The organism is Hyphomonas sp., assembly GCF_041398465.1.
Taxonomy (GTDB): Bacteria; Pseudomonadota; Alphaproteobacteria; order Caulobacterales; family Hyphomonadaceae; genus Hyphomonas.
Genome location: NZ_JAWKUS010000004.1, coordinates 184,429 through 199,422 on the forward strand (window position 1 = coordinate 184,429; position 14,994 = coordinate 199,422).

Sequence of the window (14,994 nt, forward strand, 5' to 3'; positions counted from 1 at the left end):
CAGCCCTGCTGACACCTGTTGTCAGCGGCGGAACACAATATAGCGATTGAGCAGGTAATTCGTGCTGAAGGAGCCCGCGACCCCAGCGGCAAAATAGGCGTGGACCCAGAGACCTGCAGGCGGGCGGGCCCATTCCAACGCGGCAATTACTGCCACACGCACCGCGCCCGACAGCAGCAGGACGCCCATATTGGCCGTCATCCGGCGCATGGAGAAGCGGGACGTCGCCTGCCGAAACGTCCAGAACTCATGCACGAGGTAGAACACGGCTCCTACGGCTATAAAGGCAATCGCCGCGGCTACCGAAAGATCCAGCCGGGCCAGGTAATACAGTGCCAGCGTGACAGCATAGTCGACCGCCAACGCGGCGAGGCTCGCCACGAAATAACGCGCGCCCGGGCTTTGCCGGAGCCGTTTCACCGTCTCATTGTCGAACGTCAGAGTCACGCGCACGCCTGTACTGGCTACAGATCGCAAGATCTTACGCGCGAAACCCTAATATCCTCCTGCGCAGGTGCGCCGGTTCAGGCGTCAGCCTTTTCAGGGGCGGGCCAGGGCTGCATTTTTGCCGGTGGCGGCGAAGGCTTGAATTCGGTCTCGTCCAGAGCGGCGAGGGCGCGTTCGCGGTCAGCGGTAGTAAAGCTGCCCGTAGTGGCGCAGAACTCGACAATGTTGCCATTGGGATCGCTCGTGTAGACCGAGTGGCACCAGTTGTGGTCGACCTCCAGCACGTCCAGTCCCGCCGCATTCCAGCGGTCCTTCCAGACAGCCAGCTCTTCGACGGAATCTACCGTGAAGGAATAGTGATTGGTCCCGGGCGGCAGGCCGGCGGCTGCGTTCAGGTCGAACTTGTAGTTTTCCTGTCCCGCCGTTTCGTGCAGTTCCCAGAAGGCGATGAAGCGGCTGTCGTCGCCGTCCATTCGGTAGAAGAAGTGCTTGCCCCAGCCGCCGCCAGGAACCGGGCCGATCTCGACCTTCACGAGTTCGAACCCCATGACCCGTTCGTAGAAATCGTGCGTGGCCTTCATGTCCTTCGCCGCGAGGGCGAGGTGATGGTATCCCATGACTATTTCTCCTTCTTGTCGACCATGCTCATGACGTCGCCATAATCATAGCCTTCCGGCGCGGGCACTTCGACGACCGGCTCGTCGACGTCATCGAATTCGAGCCGCAAAGCGCGGCTCATGATGCCATGCATCATGTAGGTGCAGGTGATGTAGGTGAATTCGAGAATCTCTTCGTCGCTGAGATGCTTCTTGAGGGTTTCGAACACGCCATCAGGAACACGGCCGCGTTCAAGGACCAGGCCATCGGTATAGGCCAGCAGTGCCCGCTCGAGTTCGTTGAAACAGGTTGCCACCTGCCAGTGAGGAATCGCCTGGATCTGTTCCTCCGGCATGCCGAGATGCCGGCAGGCCTTGCAGTGTTGGGAAAACACGAACTGGCTGCCAACGGTATAACCGGCCCGGATTTGCCCAAGTTCTCGAAGCTTGGGATCGATCAGGCGGTTCTTGGAACGATAGAACCGGAAACCTTCCGTCGTGTGCTGGAATGCATCCGGCAGGATATTGAACACTGTCCACCAATTGCCCGGTGTCCCGGTCGCCGTGCCCGGTTCCGCGATGGGGTCGCGATCGCCGAAGACGATGTTGAAGATTTGTGTGGCGTAGTCGTTTGCTGCTTCCCGCCCTGCTTCTTTCAGCCTTGGCACTCGATTTCCTCCCGTAGCGATTTCGCTTTGCGATCTTGGGGTAACGTACGCGTAAACCTCTGCGCGGCCAACCGTCACCCAACGTCATGGAGGCGGGTGACAGCGCGCACGGGCAGGCGCATATAGGGGCCCATGAGCGAGACCTATGATCTGATCCTTCGCGGCGGCACTGTCGTCACTCCCGGTGGTGAAATGCAGGCCGATATCGGGGTGCGCGGCGAGCGCATTGCCCGCATCGGCGACCTTTCCGATGCATCTGCCGGAGAGATCTTTGGCGCCACCGGCCTGCACATCCTGCCAGGTGTCATCGACAGCCAGGTGCATTTCCGCGAACCGGGTATGGAGTACAAGGCCGACCTCGAGACCGAGGCGCGCTCCGCCGCGCTCGGCGGCGTGGTCGCGGTGTTCGAAATGCCGAATACCAATCCGGCGACGACAACGCCGGCTGCGCTGCAGGACAAGCTGAACCGGGCCGCCGGCCGAATGGACGTTGACCACGCCTTCTATGCCGGAGCGACGCACGAAAACATCGATCTCTTGCCTGAGATGGAGCGCATGCTCGGTTGCTGCGGCGTGAAGGTCTTCATGGGTGCCTCGACGGGCGACCTGCTGATCAAGGATGATGAAGGTGTCGAGGCCGTGCTGCGTGTCATCAAGCGCCGCGCGGCCTTCCACTCCGAAGACGAGTACCGCCTTGAGGAGCGCCGCGGCCTGGCCGTGCAGGGTGACTGGCGCAGCCACCCGGTGGTGCGCGATGTCGAGGCGGCGGTGTCGTCCACGACGCGCTTGCTGCGCCTTGCCCGCAAGGTCGGCAAGCGCATCCATGTGCTCCACATCTCCACGGCCGAGGAGATGGAAATCCTGCGCGACGCGAAGGATATCGCCAGTGTCGAATGCCTGCCGCAACACCTGACCCTCGCGGCCCCGGAATGCTATGAGCGCCTCAAGGGCTATGCCCAGATGAACCCGCCAATCCGGGAGCAGCGCCATCAGGATGCTCTGTGGCGCGCGCTGAATGCAGGCATCGTTGACGTGATGGGCTCAGACCATGCTCCGCATACGAAGGAAGAGAAGGCGCGGCCTTATCCGGCGAGCCCATCCGGCATGCCGGGCGTGCAGACCACCGTGCCGATCATGCTGACCCATGTGAACAAAGGGAAGCTTAGCCTGCAACGCTTTGTCGAACTCACGAGCGCCGGACCGCAGCGCGTTTTCGGTCTCGCCGACAAGGGCCGCATCGCCGAAGGATACCATGCCGACTTCACTGTGGTTGACCTGAAGCGCAAGGAAACCATCACGGCGGACTGGTCGAAATCGAAATGTGGCTGGACTCCGTTCGAGGGCTTCGAGGCGACCGGCTGGCCCGTCGCCACGATCATTCGCGGTGATTTTGTCATGCGGGATGGTGAGATCGTAAAGAAGGGCGGTGGCAAACCCGTCCGATTCAACGAGACGCTGGAGCCTGCCAGTTGATCCCATCCGCGCTGATGGAAGCATTGCGCCAGCGCTATGACGAGCAGCAGCGCCACTATCACACTTGGGCGTATGTCGAGGCTCTGCTGGGGCATTACCACCGTTGGGAACGAGACTTCAATCGGCCGGAGCCTGTATTGTGGGCACTTTTCTGGCACGATGCGATCTATGATCCGCGTGCAAAGGACAATGAGGAAAAAAGTGCGTGTCTGCTGGAGCAGGAAGCGGCAGGCCACCTCTCCCCCGATGACATCAGGTTCGCTGCCGCGATCATACGCGCGACCGCGACCCACACAGTGCCCGCCGGCCTGCCCGTGCATGATGCCGAAGACCTCGCCCTGTTCCTGGACATGGACCTGTCGATCCTCGGTGCACCATCGGATGTCTATGACCGTTACGAGCAGGATATCCGCGCTGAGTATGCCTTCGTGCCGGATGAGGCCTATCGGACAGGACGAGGCGCGGTGCTGAACGGATTCCTGTCCCGTCCGCGGCTTTACTTCACCGATGTCGCCCATGCAGAATGGGATACGGCGGCGCGCTCGAATCTGGCGCGTGCCTTGCGGGCGTTGGAGCAGGGGTCATGAAACATGAACGCAAAGGGCTGAACCGGTCCCTTTTCTGGCTGTACGAAGGTCATGGGCCCTGGCCGTTCCGGTTCCGCTGGCTGATGTTGGCCTTCGATTTCGTGACGATCGCCTACTTCCTGTGGGCGCCGTTCGAGCAGCGTGGCTACCATCATGTCCTGATTGATTATGTGATCGGCGTGATCATCGCGTTCGATTACCTGGCGCGCTTGTACATCGCCCGGCACAGGCTGAATTTCTTTTTCCGACCGGTGAATTTGGCAGACCTTGTCGTTGTGGTGACGATGCTGGCGCCGCTCCTCGTATCCAACTTCGCGTTCCTGAGAGTCCTGCGGGCGATGCGGGCCATCCGGGCGTTTACGTTCGTGAGGCGGGTGAAGATCCTGACGCCGTTCTTCCAGAGGCATGAACAGGTGATCGACAAGGTGACGAACCTGGTCGTGTTCGTCTTCATCATGTCTGCGCTGGTCTATGCGACGCAGATCGGCGTGAATCCCGGCATCCATTCCTATCTCGATGCGCTCTACTTCACCGTCACCAGCCTCACGACGACCGGCTATGGCGATGTGCTGATGATCGGCCGCTGGGGCCGCATCCTGTCCATCATTATCATGGCACTCGGCCTGACCTTGTTCCTGCAGTTGCTGAAGTCGATCATCGAGCCGAATGACAAGGTGGAATATGAGTGCCCGGAATGCGGCCTCGTGATGCACGACCGCGACGCGGTACATTGCAAGCATTGCGGCCATGTGGTCCACATTCCGACACGCGGTCTCGTCTGAGCCGGAATAACAATAATCAAGGGGAGAGCCACCAGGTGGCCGACACAGCACATATTCCATTCCGCGAAGTGCCCTACCTTCCGCTGAAGCTGAAGGTGGACCGCCGGGATGATGGCACGATCTATCTCGAAAATGGCAACCCGCTGAAGACCTGCCCGCCGCACATGCTGGCGCCTCTGGTGAAATGGGCGGCGGAACGGCCTGACACGATCTGGCTGGCGGAACGGCCGGCGGACGGCAGCGAAGGCTGGCGGGAAGTCACATATGCGCAGGGCCTCGCCACGGTGAAGCGCCTCGCGCAGGGCTTCCTTGATGCAGGCGGCGGCCCGGACGCGCCGCTGATGATCCTGTCGGCCAATGCCGTGGATAATGCGCTGATCAAGTATGCGGCCATGTGGGCGGGCAGCCCGGTCGTGCCGGTGACGCCGGCCTACGCGCTCTTGTCGGAAGACCTCGGGCGCCTGAAATATATCGATCACCTGATCGAACCGAAATTCATCTATGTCGAAGATGGCGCTGCCTATCAGCGCGGACTTGACGGCATGGGCATGGAGGGCCGCCTGGTGATCCATGGCGGAGAGGCGCCGGAGCGGTGCGATGCCATCCGCTTCGAGCAGTTCGGCCGTGCGCCCCGGCCGGAAACGGACGCGGCCTATGACCGGCTGACGCCCGACACGGTCGCCAGCTTCATGATGACGTCGGGATCAACCGGTGAGCCCAAAGCGGTCATCAATCTGCACTCCATGGTCGCCTGTAATGCCCGTATGATCCGGTCTGTCTGGGACGAGGAACGTCTTGATGAGATCACGGGCGGCCCGCAGGTCATGTGCAATTTCCTGCCATGGAGCCATACCTATGGCGCCCACTCCATCCTGCACAACATGCTGGATTGGGGCGGCACGTTCTACATTGACGAGGGCGCCCCGACGCCTGCGCGCCTGCCGGCCATGATCCGTAACCTGAAAGATGTGCCGACGACACAGCACACAACGGTGCCTGCCGCATGGGCGGCGCTGGCGACGGAGCTTGAGCGTGACCAGGAACTGGCTGACGTGTTCTTCTCCCGCATCGTCTGCATGGCCTATGGCGGTGCATCGATGGGGCAGGACATTTATGAGCGCATTCAGGCGGTGGCTGTGCGCACAACGGGCGAGCGCATTTCGCTCTCGGCAGGCTATGGCGCGACCGAGACCGCACCGACGGCATCGAACGTCCACTGGCCGAATGACCGGATGGGCCTGATCGGCCTGCCGCTTCCGGGCAACACGTTCAAGATGGTCTCGGCGGGTGAGAAGATGGAACTGCGCGTCAAGGGCGTAAACATCACGCCCGGCTATTACCGCAATCCGGAAAAGACCGCCGAGGCCTTCGACGAGGAAGGCTATTACAAGCTTGGCGATGCGGTGAAATTCGTGGACCCCGAAAATCCCGAACACGGCCTTGCCTTTGACGGACGCACGGCCGAGGAGTTCAAGCTCTCCAACGGCACATGGGTATCGGCGGGCACAGTACGCGTGCACGCTGTGGCCGCGACCGGCGGGGCGCTGTCCGATGCCGTCATCTGCGGCCTCAACGAGCCGGACATCACGCTGCTCGGCTTCCTGAACGAGGCCTGGTGCCAGCGGTTCGTGGGCGAAGCGCTGCCAATGGATGAACTGGCGCGCCATCCGAAAGTGATCGAGCATGTGAAGCTCGGCCTGCAGGACCATAACCGCCACCATCCGAACCCGGCGGCGCGCATCGCCCGGGTCCTGCTGCAGCCGATCCCGCCGCGCGCCGACGCCGGTGAAATCACTGAAAAGGGCTACATCAACCAGTCCCGCACGCAGGACCTGCGCAAGGCGGACGTCCAGAAGCTTTATGCCGCAGCGCCCGGACCGGACATCATCGACCTCAAGCGTTGATCCGTGCCGCCGACAGGCTAAACACGGACAGACAAGACGACAGGAAGGAAACACCATGGCCGACACGCAGGTTCAAACATTGACCGGGGCCGAAGCGCTCGTTTCCACACTGGCCGATCATGGCGTGACGGCCTGTTTCGCCAATCCCGGCACGTCCGAGATGCACCTCGTGACCGCGCTCGATCATGAGCCGCGGATCAAGTCGGTGCTTTGCCTCTTCGAGGGCGTTGCCACCGGCGCGGCGGACGGCCATGCGCGTGTCACCGGCAACCCAGCCATGACGCTGCTGCACCTTGGTGCCGGTTACATGAATGGCGGGGCCAACATCCACAATGCCAAGCGCGCCTGGACGCCTATGATCAATGTCATCGGTGATCATGCCGTGCCGCACCTGCGTTATGACGCGCCGCTGACATCCAACATTATGGGCCTCGCCGGGCCGAATTCGAACTGGATCAAATCCGCCGACAAGGTTGGGGATGCCGGGGAGCTGGCAGCCGAGGCATGGGAAGCAAGTTTCGGCCCCGTGCCCGGCCCGGTCAGCCTGCTGCTGCCGGCAGACACCGCATGGAACGAAGGCGGCACGCCGGGCAAGACCCGAGCTCGCCCATCGCTTCGCAAGCCGGATGCGGCCCGCATCGAGGATGCCGCCCGGAAGCTGAAAGATGCGAAGAAGCCGGTGATCCTGATCAACGGCACGGCGCTGACGAAGGAGGGCCTCGCGCAGGGAGCCCGCCTGAAAGCGGCAGGCTTGCGCGTCATATCCGACACTTTCTTCCCGCGTCAGGCGCGCGGTGCTGGTACGTTCATCCCTGACCGGATGCAATATTTCGCAGAAGCCGCCATTGCTGATCTTGAAGGCGCTGACCTGATGCTCGTCGCGGGCACGCAGGTGCCGGTTGCCTTCTTCTCTTATCCGGGCAAACCCTCCGTCCTCGTGCCGGAAGGCTGCGAGCCCTACATCATCGGTGGGCCGGAAACAGACAGCGCCGCGATCCTTGGCGCGCTGGCGGATGCCATCGGTGCGAAGGATTTTTCAGAGTTTGCAGAGCTGGACATTCCCGGCCAGCCGACGGGTGATCTGAACGCCATGACGGTCGGGATGGCGCTTGCGCGGCATATGCCGGAAGGCACCTTCGTCTCTGATGATGGCGTATCCAATGGCCTTCCATGCTTCCTGATGACCCAAAAGGCGCAGCCGCACGATTGGATGATGTTGACCGGCGGCGCCATCGGGCAGGGCATGCCGCTCGCGCTCGGCGCAGCGGTCGCTGTACCGGACCGGAAAGTACTTTGCATTTCAGGCGACGGCGCAGGCATGTACACGAACCAGGCGCTGTGGAGCATGGCACGTGAGAATGCGAACGTCGTCAACGTCGTCTTCGTCAACCATTCCTACCGTATCCTGAATATCGAACTTGCTCGCACCGGGGCCGGCAATCCTGGCCCGACGGCGAAATCGATGCTGGAACTCGGCGAGCCGGAAATCGACTGGGTCAAACTGGCCGAGGCGCAGGGCGTCGAAGCGCAGGATGCCTTCACGGCGGAAGAGTTCGATGCGGCGCTGGAGCGTGCCTTCGCGGCCGACGGCCCGCAGCTGATCGCGGCACACGTCCCGGCGCGGTAGGTTCAGTTACTGCTTCCCGCGTTCCAGGTCTTCCTGGATCTTGATCTCTTCCGGTTTGCCCGAGAGGCGTGAGCGGTAGACCTGCGTGTTCTCCAGGATGCGCTGGACATAATTGCGCGTCTCGCTGAACGGGATGAACTCCACCCAGTCGATCGGGTCCACTTGCCCCGTGCGCGGGTCGCCATAGTCCGAGATCCATCTCGATGGGCGGGTCGGACCGGCATTGTAGGCCGCGGCCGTCATGATGTAGCTGCCATTGAACCGGTTCAGCAGGTAGTCGAGATGCTGGCCGCCCAGTGTCATGTTGTAGCCGGGGTCATCCGTCAGCCACGACTTGCGATAGGGCAGTCCGCTCATCCGCGCTTCGCGTGACGCTGTGGACGGCATGAACTGCATCAGGCCTCGTGCACCGACATATGAGACGGCATTCGGGTTCATCTCGCTTTCCTGCCGAGAGAGAGCGAGCATCAGTGAACGCTCGACCTGCGGCTCTTTCAGCAGCGGGTAAGAGACGACCGGGTAGGCAGCATCTGTCGCGACAATCCCCTTGGCGAGACCGGCCTTGGCGCCGCGCACGCCGATGTCGGGCACATGGTATTCACTGGCGAGGTTCGACAGTTGAATATAATCCGCTTCCGTCTCCAGCAGGTCATCCAGATGGTAAGCGAAAGTGCGGAACAGCTGCGTCTCGCCCGCTTCCCCCAGCAGGCGCAGAGCCTTTACCATCGGGCGGGCCTCGAAGGCTGTAACTTCTTCTTCGGTCGGCTTGGCGGCGGGTTCGAAGAAGATCTGCCGGTCACCGACGCGTTCTGCGGCGAGTTGGCCGTAATAGGTATATTTGTGACTGGCGGCGTCAAGATAGGCCAGTTGCGCACGGGCCGTTTCGCCAAGCGCATCTTCGGCCCGGCCCGTCCAATACTGGCCGCGTGACAGGCTGATCGGCGTCGAGACGCCTTCCGACAGAGTTTCGAAATGCTGGAGTGCCCGTTCTGGCTCTCCCTTCAGGCGCAGCGCGATCCAGCCGGACACCCATTCAGCCTCTGCGAAATCGTTTCCTTCCGACATGCCGTGCGGAGATGCGAGCTGGTAGGCGCGGCTCCAGTTTGCGTCTTTCAGGTCCGTCCGCAGGGCGATGGAGCGCTCTTTCCAGAGTTTGGAGCGGCCGGCAGCCGGCACGTCTTTCCCGTCGATCTGAGTGAGCAGCGGGATGGCGCCCTCCTGGTTGCCATGCGTACGGCGCCAGCGGGCGCGGTCATATAGCAGGCCCGGATTGTCTTTCAGGCTGGCTGGAACGGCATTGACCAGCGCATCCACATTGCGCCCACGGCTCGCCAGCGCGATCCGGGCATCGACCAGCTTGCGATAGTCGGAACTCAGCAAGGATTTCAGGTTCGAGGCGGCGGTTCGCTGGTTGGTCCAAAGCAGGAACTCGACGCGGGCCTGATGGTCCGCCTGGGTCAACTTGCTGCCGAACCGGGCCAGAACCTGCCGTTCGAGGGCGCGATCCATGGAATTGTTGTGCCAGGCATCGCGGACAGCCTCGACCGCTTCGTCCATCATGCCGAGTTCACGCAGGGCATTGGCCAGCGCCACCTTGCCTTCGCCGGTCCGCGGGCCGGATTTCTCCAGCCAGTCAATCCGTTCCGCCGCTGACAGGGTAGAAAGCTCAATGATCTCTTCTGCGCGGGCGCGCATATTTCCGGCTTTTGGCCAGTCATGCAGACGGGTCAGGGCATCATTGACCTCGTTAAAGCCCATGCCGGGAACGCCCTCGCTGGCGCGTTTCCACATGATCAGGTCGCGCACGGCCGGGTCGGTGGCTTGTCCCTGCAGGCGTGCGACCTCTTTCCAGTCGTACCGGCCAGCGGCATCCAAGGCCTTGTGCAGCACCTCTGCATTCCAGGAGTCGGTCGCTGTCGAGTAATAGGGGCGGTCTGGTTTCAGGCTGGGCGACTCCGGCAAACCGGCCGCTGCAGCACCGGAAACGGCAAAGGCGGCAAACAGGGAAAGCGCGAAGGGTCGGATCATGCGAGTTGTCACCGGGTGTTTATTTCTTGGCCAAAGCGTGGGAAGGCAGAGGCGATTCATATATGGATCATTCCAAACAACACCTGAATCGCGGCAAGAATACGATGTTTCATGGCTCAATCCCAGCGCTGGTCACTCCATTCAAGAATGGGGCCGTGGACAAGAAGGCGTTTGCCGAACTGGTCGAGCGCCAGATTGCTGCGGGTTCTGCCGGGCTTGTCCCTGTGGGCACGACGGGCGAGACCTCCACGATCAGCACCGAAGAGCACAAGGGCGTCGTATCGCTTTGTGTAGAGGTTGCTGCAGGCCGCGTGCCAGTCATCGCGGGCGCCGGATCGAACTCCACCGACGAGGCGATTGACCTGGTCGAGCATGCCAAGGCCGCCGGTGCCGACGCGGCCCTCGTCGTCTGCCCGTACTACAATAACCCAAATCAGGACGGACTGTACGCCCACTTCAAGGCGATCAACGATGCCGTCGCCATGCCTGTGGTGCTCTATAACGTGCCAAGCCGGACTATAGTGGACTTAAAGCCCGCGACAGTTGCCCGGTTGGCCCGCCTTCCCAACGTGGTGGGCATCAAGGACGCGACCAGTGCGATGGAGCGTGTGATCCTCCACAAAAACCTGATCGGCGCCTCGGAACAGTTCGTACAGCTTTCCGGCCGGGACGAGTCCGCGCTGGGCTTCCTCGCGACAGGTGGTGATGGTTGCATCTCGGTTACCGCGAATGTGATGCCCGAAGCCTGCGCCCAGATGCACAAGGCGTTCCGGGCTGGAGACCTCGACACCGCGCGCGACATCGAGGCGCGCCTTGCGGCGCTTCACGAGGCCATGTTCTGCTCGCCCTCGCCTGGGCCGGCCAAATATGTGCTTCACCGCCTTGGCTTGTGTGAGCCGGATGTGCGCCTGCCGCTGACCCCGCCGGACGCTGCCGCGCGTGAGCAGATCGATGCAGCCATGGCACTTGCCGGGCTTCATGCCTAAATAGGGCCCATGTCTAAGAACACGCAAACCAAGGGCCGCTCCGACGGGATGATCGCGGAGAACCGCCGGTCCCGCCGCGACTATGAAGTGGAAGACACGCTCGAAGCCGGCATCGTGCTGACCGGCTCCGAGGTGAAATCCCTGCGCGAAGGCAAGGCCAATATCGCCGAGGCCTATGTCAGCCCCGAGGGCGGCGAACTGTGGCTGATCAATTGCGAGATCCAGGCCTACAAGGGCGCGAACCGCTTCAACCACGAACCCCGCCGCAAACGGAAACTGCTCGTCTCACGCCGGGAACTGTCGAAGCTTTCGCAGGAAGTCGAACGAGCCGGGCGCACGATCGTGCCGCTGAAATTCTATTTCAATGACCGAGGCCTCGCCAAACTCCTGATCGGTACAGCCACGGGCCGCAAGAATTACGACAAACGGAACGTCGAAGCGAAGCGCGACTGGGCAAGACAGAAAGCGCGTATCCTGAAAGAGGGGTGATCTACCCGATCGCCTCGCGTGCCATTGCGAACACGTCCTCGAACATCTCCGCCGTGAGGCGTCCGGTGTTCGTGTTGTAGCGGGAGCAGTGGTAGCTGGAGACCAGCAAGTAATCCCGCGCGCCCACGCTCACCTCATATCTTGTTCCGTGTCCGAACGGATGATCCTTCAGCTTCAGGCCGAGCGCGCGCACCGTCGAGTCGTGTGAAATCTTACCGAGGCAGAGCATGACTTTCAGCTTCGGCAGCGCCTCGATACGGGAGAGCAGGAACGGCCGGCAGGCATTGATCTCCGCGCCGACGGGCTTGTTCTCCGGCGGCACGCAGCGCACGGCATTGGTGATCATCGCGCCGGTGAGGGCGAGGCCATCGCCCGGATCGGCCGCATAGGTGCCCTTGGAAAAACCGAACTTGTCGATGGTCGCGTAGAGCAGGTCGCCCGCCCAGTCGCCCGTGAATGGCCGCCCCGTACGGTTCGCTCCGGTCACCCCCGGCGCGAGGCCGATGATCAAGAGTTCCGCTGTCTCGTCGCCAAAGCTCGGCACGGCGCCATTGAACCAGTCCGGCTCCTTCGCGGCGACGGCGTGGCGATAGTCCACAAGGCGCGGACACAGCGCGCAATCCTTCGGCGCTTCGGGCGGGTAGGGCGTGTTTGTCATCAGTTCTATCTGGCCTGATTCGCGCACCCGCCCACTTGCCCCGACTCACTGCGCCCGCCACAAGATGAGCCATGTCTGCCGCCCCCACTCTCGACGATGCCCGCGACCTGCTGAAGCGGGTTTATGGCTATGAGGCATTCCGGGGCCTGCAGGAGGATGTGATCGCCGATGCGCTGGCCGGGCGGGACGCGCTGGCCGTGCTGCCGACCGGCGGCGGCAAGTCGCTCTGCTACCAGATCCCCGCGCTGCTGCGCCCCGGCGTCGGCCTCGTCGTGTCGCCGCTGATTGCCCTGATGGCCGACCAGGTGGACGCGCTGAAACAGGCGGGCGTGCGCGCCGAGCGGCTCGACAGCTCGATGGACTTCACCGCCCGCGCCGATGCCCTCGATGCAGCCCAGCGCGGTGAGATGGACCTGCTTTACGTGTCGCCCGAAGCGCTCGGTACCGGCCTTGCCGACCGCCTCGCGAAGATGAGCATCTCTCTCATCGCGGTGGACGAGACGCACTGCGTCAGCCAGTGGGGCCATGACTTCCGGCCCGACTATCGCGCGCTTGGCCGGTTGAAGGATCTGTTCCCCGGTGTGCCGCGCCTTGCGGTCACGGCGACGGCGGATGCGCGCACGCGGGAAGACATTCTCGCCCAGCTGGACCTGACGAAGCCATCCGTCCACGTCGCAAGTTTCGACCGGCCGAACCTCGCCCTTGCGGCGGAGCCCAAAGAGGGCAACCGCACGCAGCGTGTTGTCTCCCTCGTGAAGGCGCGGCCGGGGCTTTCCGGCATTGTTTATTGCGCCACGCGCAACGCCACCGAAGACCTGGCCGACGCGCTGGAGAAGGCGGGCATTCCCGCGCTCGCCTATCATGCCGGGCTGGAGGCGAATGTGCGGGCCGAGCGCCAGCGGCGGTTCCTGCTGGAAGATGGTCTCACCATGTGCGCCACGGTCGCGTTCGGCATGGGCGTCGACAAGCCGGATGTGCGTTTCGTGATCCATGCCGATCCGCCGAAAACGATGGAGGCCTATTGGCAGGAAGTCGGCCGGGCCGGGCGTGACGGCGAACCCGCCGAGGGGATCGCCCTTTATGGCCCGGCAGACATGCGCCGCTCGCTAAGCTGGACCTATGACAGCGATGCGCCAGACGAAGTGAAGCGCGTCCAGATCACCAAGACGCGCCAGCTGTTTGCCTTCTTCGATGGCGATGAATGCCGACGCCTCGCCGTGCGCCGTTACTTTGGCGAAGAGACGTCCGAGACTTGCGGGACGTGCGATATCTGCCGGGGCGAGGGCGGGGAGAGCCATGACGCGACCCGATGGGCGCAGATGGCGGTCTCTGCCGTGCTGCGCTGTGGCCAGCGCGTCGGGCGTGGGCGTCTCGTCCAACACCTGATGGGGCAGGCGAAGGACGCGCTGGATGAGGAACTCTCCGCGCAGTCGACCTTTGGCATCGGGGCGGAGCTGCCGAAGCAGGGCTGGAACCGGATTTTCGATGCGCTGCTTTACGATGGCATGCTGGCCGAGGGCGGCGATGCGATGCGCCCCATCGTCATGGTGCCGGACGCGGATGCGGCGAGGGCGCTGTTCAAGGGCGAGCGGACGCTGTTCCTGCGGGCAGATCCCGCTGCCGCACGCCGCCGCAAGACAGGCCGGGTCGCGCGGGCAGGCGTGCAGGACGACCTGTCAGACCGCGATCAGGCCCTGTTCGATGCCCTGCGCCTCTGGCGGACCGAAACCGCCAAGGCCCGCGGCGTGCCGCCCTACGTCATTTTCCACGACCGCACCCTCGCCGAAATCGCCCGCGAACGCCCCGAAAACCCGGATGCGCTGCGTGACATCAGCGGCGTCGGCGAGAAAAAAGCCCAGCGCTATGCCGAGGATGTTGCGCGGATTGTCGGCGAAGCGGCTTAGCTGTTCCGGCTGGTGGCAGCGCCGATGGTCAATCCGTCCAGCCGGAGAACCAATGCATAGAGGAAGTACCCGGCACCGATATATTCCATGCATTCCTGAACGGTGGTGAGCACCGCCAGACTGAGCGAAACGTCTGCCAGTGCCGGGCCATCGGCGGTCATCTCGAAGTCCGCCGTGCTGACATTGGCGCTTTCAAGGATCTCTATCCCAAGCGCGCCAGCAACAAAGATCGTACCCGCGACGACGAAACGGATCTGCGAGGCCCGATCGATCTTCAGGAACCATGGCAGCAGCACCGCCGCCACGATAAGCAGCGCCAGGCCGTAAGGGATCATCCAGGCATATTCCGGCACCCAATCGGCCTGAAGCAGGTTAGCCGTCGGGCCGCTGGTCATTTCGTGCAGGCTGGCATTCTCGTCAAAGCCGAGAAAGACAAAAATGGCGCACAGCACCCACCAGCCCGAGGCTTGTCCACGGCCGCCGGGTCTGAACCGGGCATTGGCGGCCAGCATGACACCGCAGGCGAGCAGCTCCAGTGTCGCGACCAGGGTCGGGATGTTCATTTCATCATTCAGATTGAACTTTTCGGCCAGGCCGAAGAGGTAGCTGTGTCCGAAACCGAAATTCATGGTCAGTACGAATACATGTGCCAGCAGCAGCGGCACGCCGACGATGACCAAAGCCAACGCAACGTCGCGGGCACTGATGTGCAGGCTGCCAGATTGCGTAGAACCGGCCCGCCAGTCAGGAGCCACTGCCGGTAAATCGGAGCCTGAAATGCTTGTCATCTGATGTATGGTGCCTCTGAATGGGGCGCTACCTATACATGAAAAATATTAAAACTA

General features: G+C 62.6%; 14 protein-coding genes. 8 read left to right on the forward strand and 6 right to left on the reverse strand.

The annotated features are described in order from the left end of the window. Positions 1-21: 21 nt before the first annotated feature. The 3 genes from R3C98_RS13835 to R3C98_RS13845 all read right to left on the reverse strand — a co-directional run bounded on the left by R3C98_RS13835 (position 22) and on the right by R3C98_RS13845 (position 1,711). A complete protein-coding gene (locus R3C98_RS13835; RefSeq protein WP_371314654.1) occupies positions 22-447 on the reverse strand; it encodes a GtrA family protein in 426 nt (141 codons plus the stop codon). Positions 448-524: 77 nt separating this feature from the next. Next, entirely contained in the window at positions 525-1,064 is a 540-nt protein-coding gene (locus tag R3C98_RS13840) for a VOC family protein (protein ID WP_371314655.1), read from the reverse strand. Between the two features lie 2 nt (positions 1,065-1,066). After that, positions 1,067-1,711, reverse strand: a complete 645-nt coding sequence (locus R3C98_RS13845; protein ID WP_371314656.1) for a carboxymuconolactone decarboxylase family protein — start codon at positions 1,709-1,711, stop codon at positions 1,067-1,069. 132 nt (positions 1,712-1,843) lie between these two features. Between R3C98_RS13845 and R3C98_RS13850 the strand changes: the two genes are divergently transcribed. Genes R3C98_RS13850 through R3C98_RS13870 form a run of 5 tightly spaced genes read left to right on the forward strand, consistent with a single transcriptional unit; the run spans position 1,844 to position 8,084 of the window. After that, on the forward strand, positions 1,844-3,184 hold the full coding sequence (locus R3C98_RS13850) for a dihydroorotase (RefSeq protein WP_371314657.1): 1,341 nt from the start codon (positions 1,844-1,846) through the stop codon (positions 3,182-3,184). Continuing rightward, complete coding sequence (locus R3C98_RS13855) at positions 3,181-3,771, forward strand: hypothetical protein (RefSeq protein WP_371314658.1); 591 nt, start codon at positions 3,181-3,183, stop codon at positions 3,769-3,771. The genes R3C98_RS13850 and R3C98_RS13855 overlap by 4 nt, the downstream gene beginning before the upstream one ends. Beyond that, positions 3,768-4,553: an ion channel gene (locus tag R3C98_RS13860; protein ID WP_371314659.1), complete on the forward strand. Its 786-nt coding sequence runs from the start codon at positions 3,768-3,770 to the stop codon at positions 4,551-4,553. The genes R3C98_RS13855 and R3C98_RS13860 overlap by 4 nt, the downstream gene beginning before the upstream one ends. A 35-nt stretch (positions 4,554-4,588) precedes the next feature. Next, positions 4,589-6,457 carry a feruloyl-CoA synthase gene (locus tag R3C98_RS13865; protein WP_371314660.1) on the forward strand — a complete coding sequence of 623 codons (1,869 nt, stop codon included), beginning with the start codon at positions 4,589-4,591 and terminating at the stop codon, positions 6,455-6,457. A gap of 55 nt (positions 6,458-6,512) precedes the next feature. Beyond that, positions 6,513-8,084, forward strand: a complete 1,572-nt coding sequence (locus R3C98_RS13870; protein WP_371314661.1) for an acetolactate synthase large subunit — start codon at positions 6,513-6,515, stop codon at positions 8,082-8,084. 6 nt (positions 8,085-8,090) lie between these two features. Here R3C98_RS13870 and R3C98_RS13875 read toward each other — a convergent pair whose 3' ends face one another. Beyond that, positions 8,091-10,112, reverse strand: a complete 2,022-nt coding sequence (locus tag R3C98_RS13875) for a lytic transglycosylase domain-containing protein (RefSeq protein WP_371314662.1) — start codon at positions 10,110-10,112, stop codon at positions 8,091-8,093. A 104-nt stretch (positions 10,113-10,216) separates the two neighbouring features. Here R3C98_RS13875 and dapA point away from each other — a divergent pair, with 104 nt between their 5' ends. Further along, positions 10,217-11,098: a 4-hydroxy-tetrahydrodipicolinate synthase gene (dapA, locus tag R3C98_RS13880; protein WP_371314882.1), complete on the forward strand. Its 882-nt coding sequence runs from the start codon at positions 10,217-10,219 to the stop codon at positions 11,096-11,098. Positions 11,099-11,107: 9 nt separating this feature from the next. Continuing rightward, positions 11,108-11,587 (forward strand): SsrA-binding protein SmpB, encoded by a 480-nt coding sequence (gene smpB, locus R3C98_RS13885; RefSeq protein ID WP_371314663.1) that lies wholly within the window; start codon positions 11,108-11,110, stop codon positions 11,585-11,587. Position 11,588: 1 nt separating this feature from the next. On the opposite strand, the gene R3C98_RS13890 is transcribed toward smpB, so the two are convergent. Further along, positions 11,589-12,245 (reverse strand): uracil-DNA glycosylase, encoded by a 657-nt coding sequence (locus R3C98_RS13890; RefSeq protein WP_371314664.1) that lies wholly within the window; start codon positions 12,243-12,245, stop codon positions 11,589-11,591. A 71-nt stretch (positions 12,246-12,316) separates the two neighbouring features. Between R3C98_RS13890 and recQ the strand changes: the two genes are divergently transcribed. Beyond that, positions 12,317-14,149: a DNA helicase RecQ gene (gene recQ / locus R3C98_RS13895; RefSeq protein WP_371314665.1), complete on the forward strand. Its 1,833-nt coding sequence runs from the start codon at positions 12,317-12,319 to the stop codon at positions 14,147-14,149. Here recQ and R3C98_RS13900 read toward each other — a convergent pair. Continuing rightward, positions 14,146-14,937, reverse strand: a complete 792-nt coding sequence (locus R3C98_RS13900) for a hypothetical protein (protein WP_371314666.1) — start codon at positions 14,935-14,937, stop codon at positions 14,146-14,148. The two genes, recQ and R3C98_RS13900, sit on opposite strands and share 4 nt — an antisense overlap. Between the last annotated feature and the right edge of the window lie 57 nt (positions 14,938-14,994).

What these genes read in the sequence shown, in the direction of transcription:
- R3C98_RS13870 (WP_371314661.1), top strand. Translation starts at nt 6,513, where the DNA reads ATGGCCGACACGCAGGTTCAAACATTGACCGGGGCCGAAGCGCTCGTT.
- R3C98_RS13850 (WP_371314657.1), top strand. Translation starts at nt 1,844, where the DNA reads ATGAGCGAGACCTATGATCTGATCCTTCGCGGCGGCACTGTCGTCACT.
- R3C98_RS13840 (WP_371314655.1), bottom strand. Translation starts at nt 1,064, where the DNA reads ATGGGATACCATCACCTCGCCCTCGCGGCGAAGGACATGAAGGCCACG.
- recQ (WP_371314665.1), top strand. Translation starts at nt 12,317, where the DNA reads ATGTCTGCCGCCCCCACTCTCGACGATGCCCGCGACCTGCTGAAGCGG.
- R3C98_RS13860 (WP_371314659.1), top strand. Translation starts at nt 3,768, where the DNA reads ATGAAACATGAACGCAAAGGGCTGAACCGGTCCCTTTTCTGGCTGTAC.
- R3C98_RS13900 (WP_371314666.1), bottom strand. Translation starts at nt 14,937, where the DNA reads ATGACAAGCATTTCAGGCTCCGATTTACCGGCAGTGGCTCCTGACTGG.
- R3C98_RS13890 (WP_371314664.1), bottom strand. Translation starts at nt 12,245, where the DNA reads ATGACAAACACGCCCTACCCGCCCGAAGCGCCGAAGGATTGCGCGCTG.
- R3C98_RS13875 (WP_371314662.1), bottom strand. Translation starts at nt 10,112, where the DNA reads ATGATCCGACCCTTCGCGCTTTCCCTGTTTGCCGCCTTTGCCGTTTCC.
- dapA (WP_371314882.1), top strand. Translation starts at nt 10,217, where the DNA reads ATGTTTCATGGCTCAATCCCAGCGCTGGTCACTCCATTCAAGAATGGG.
- smpB (WP_371314663.1), top strand. Translation starts at nt 11,108, where the DNA reads ATGTCTAAGAACACGCAAACCAAGGGCCGCTCCGACGGGATGATCGCG.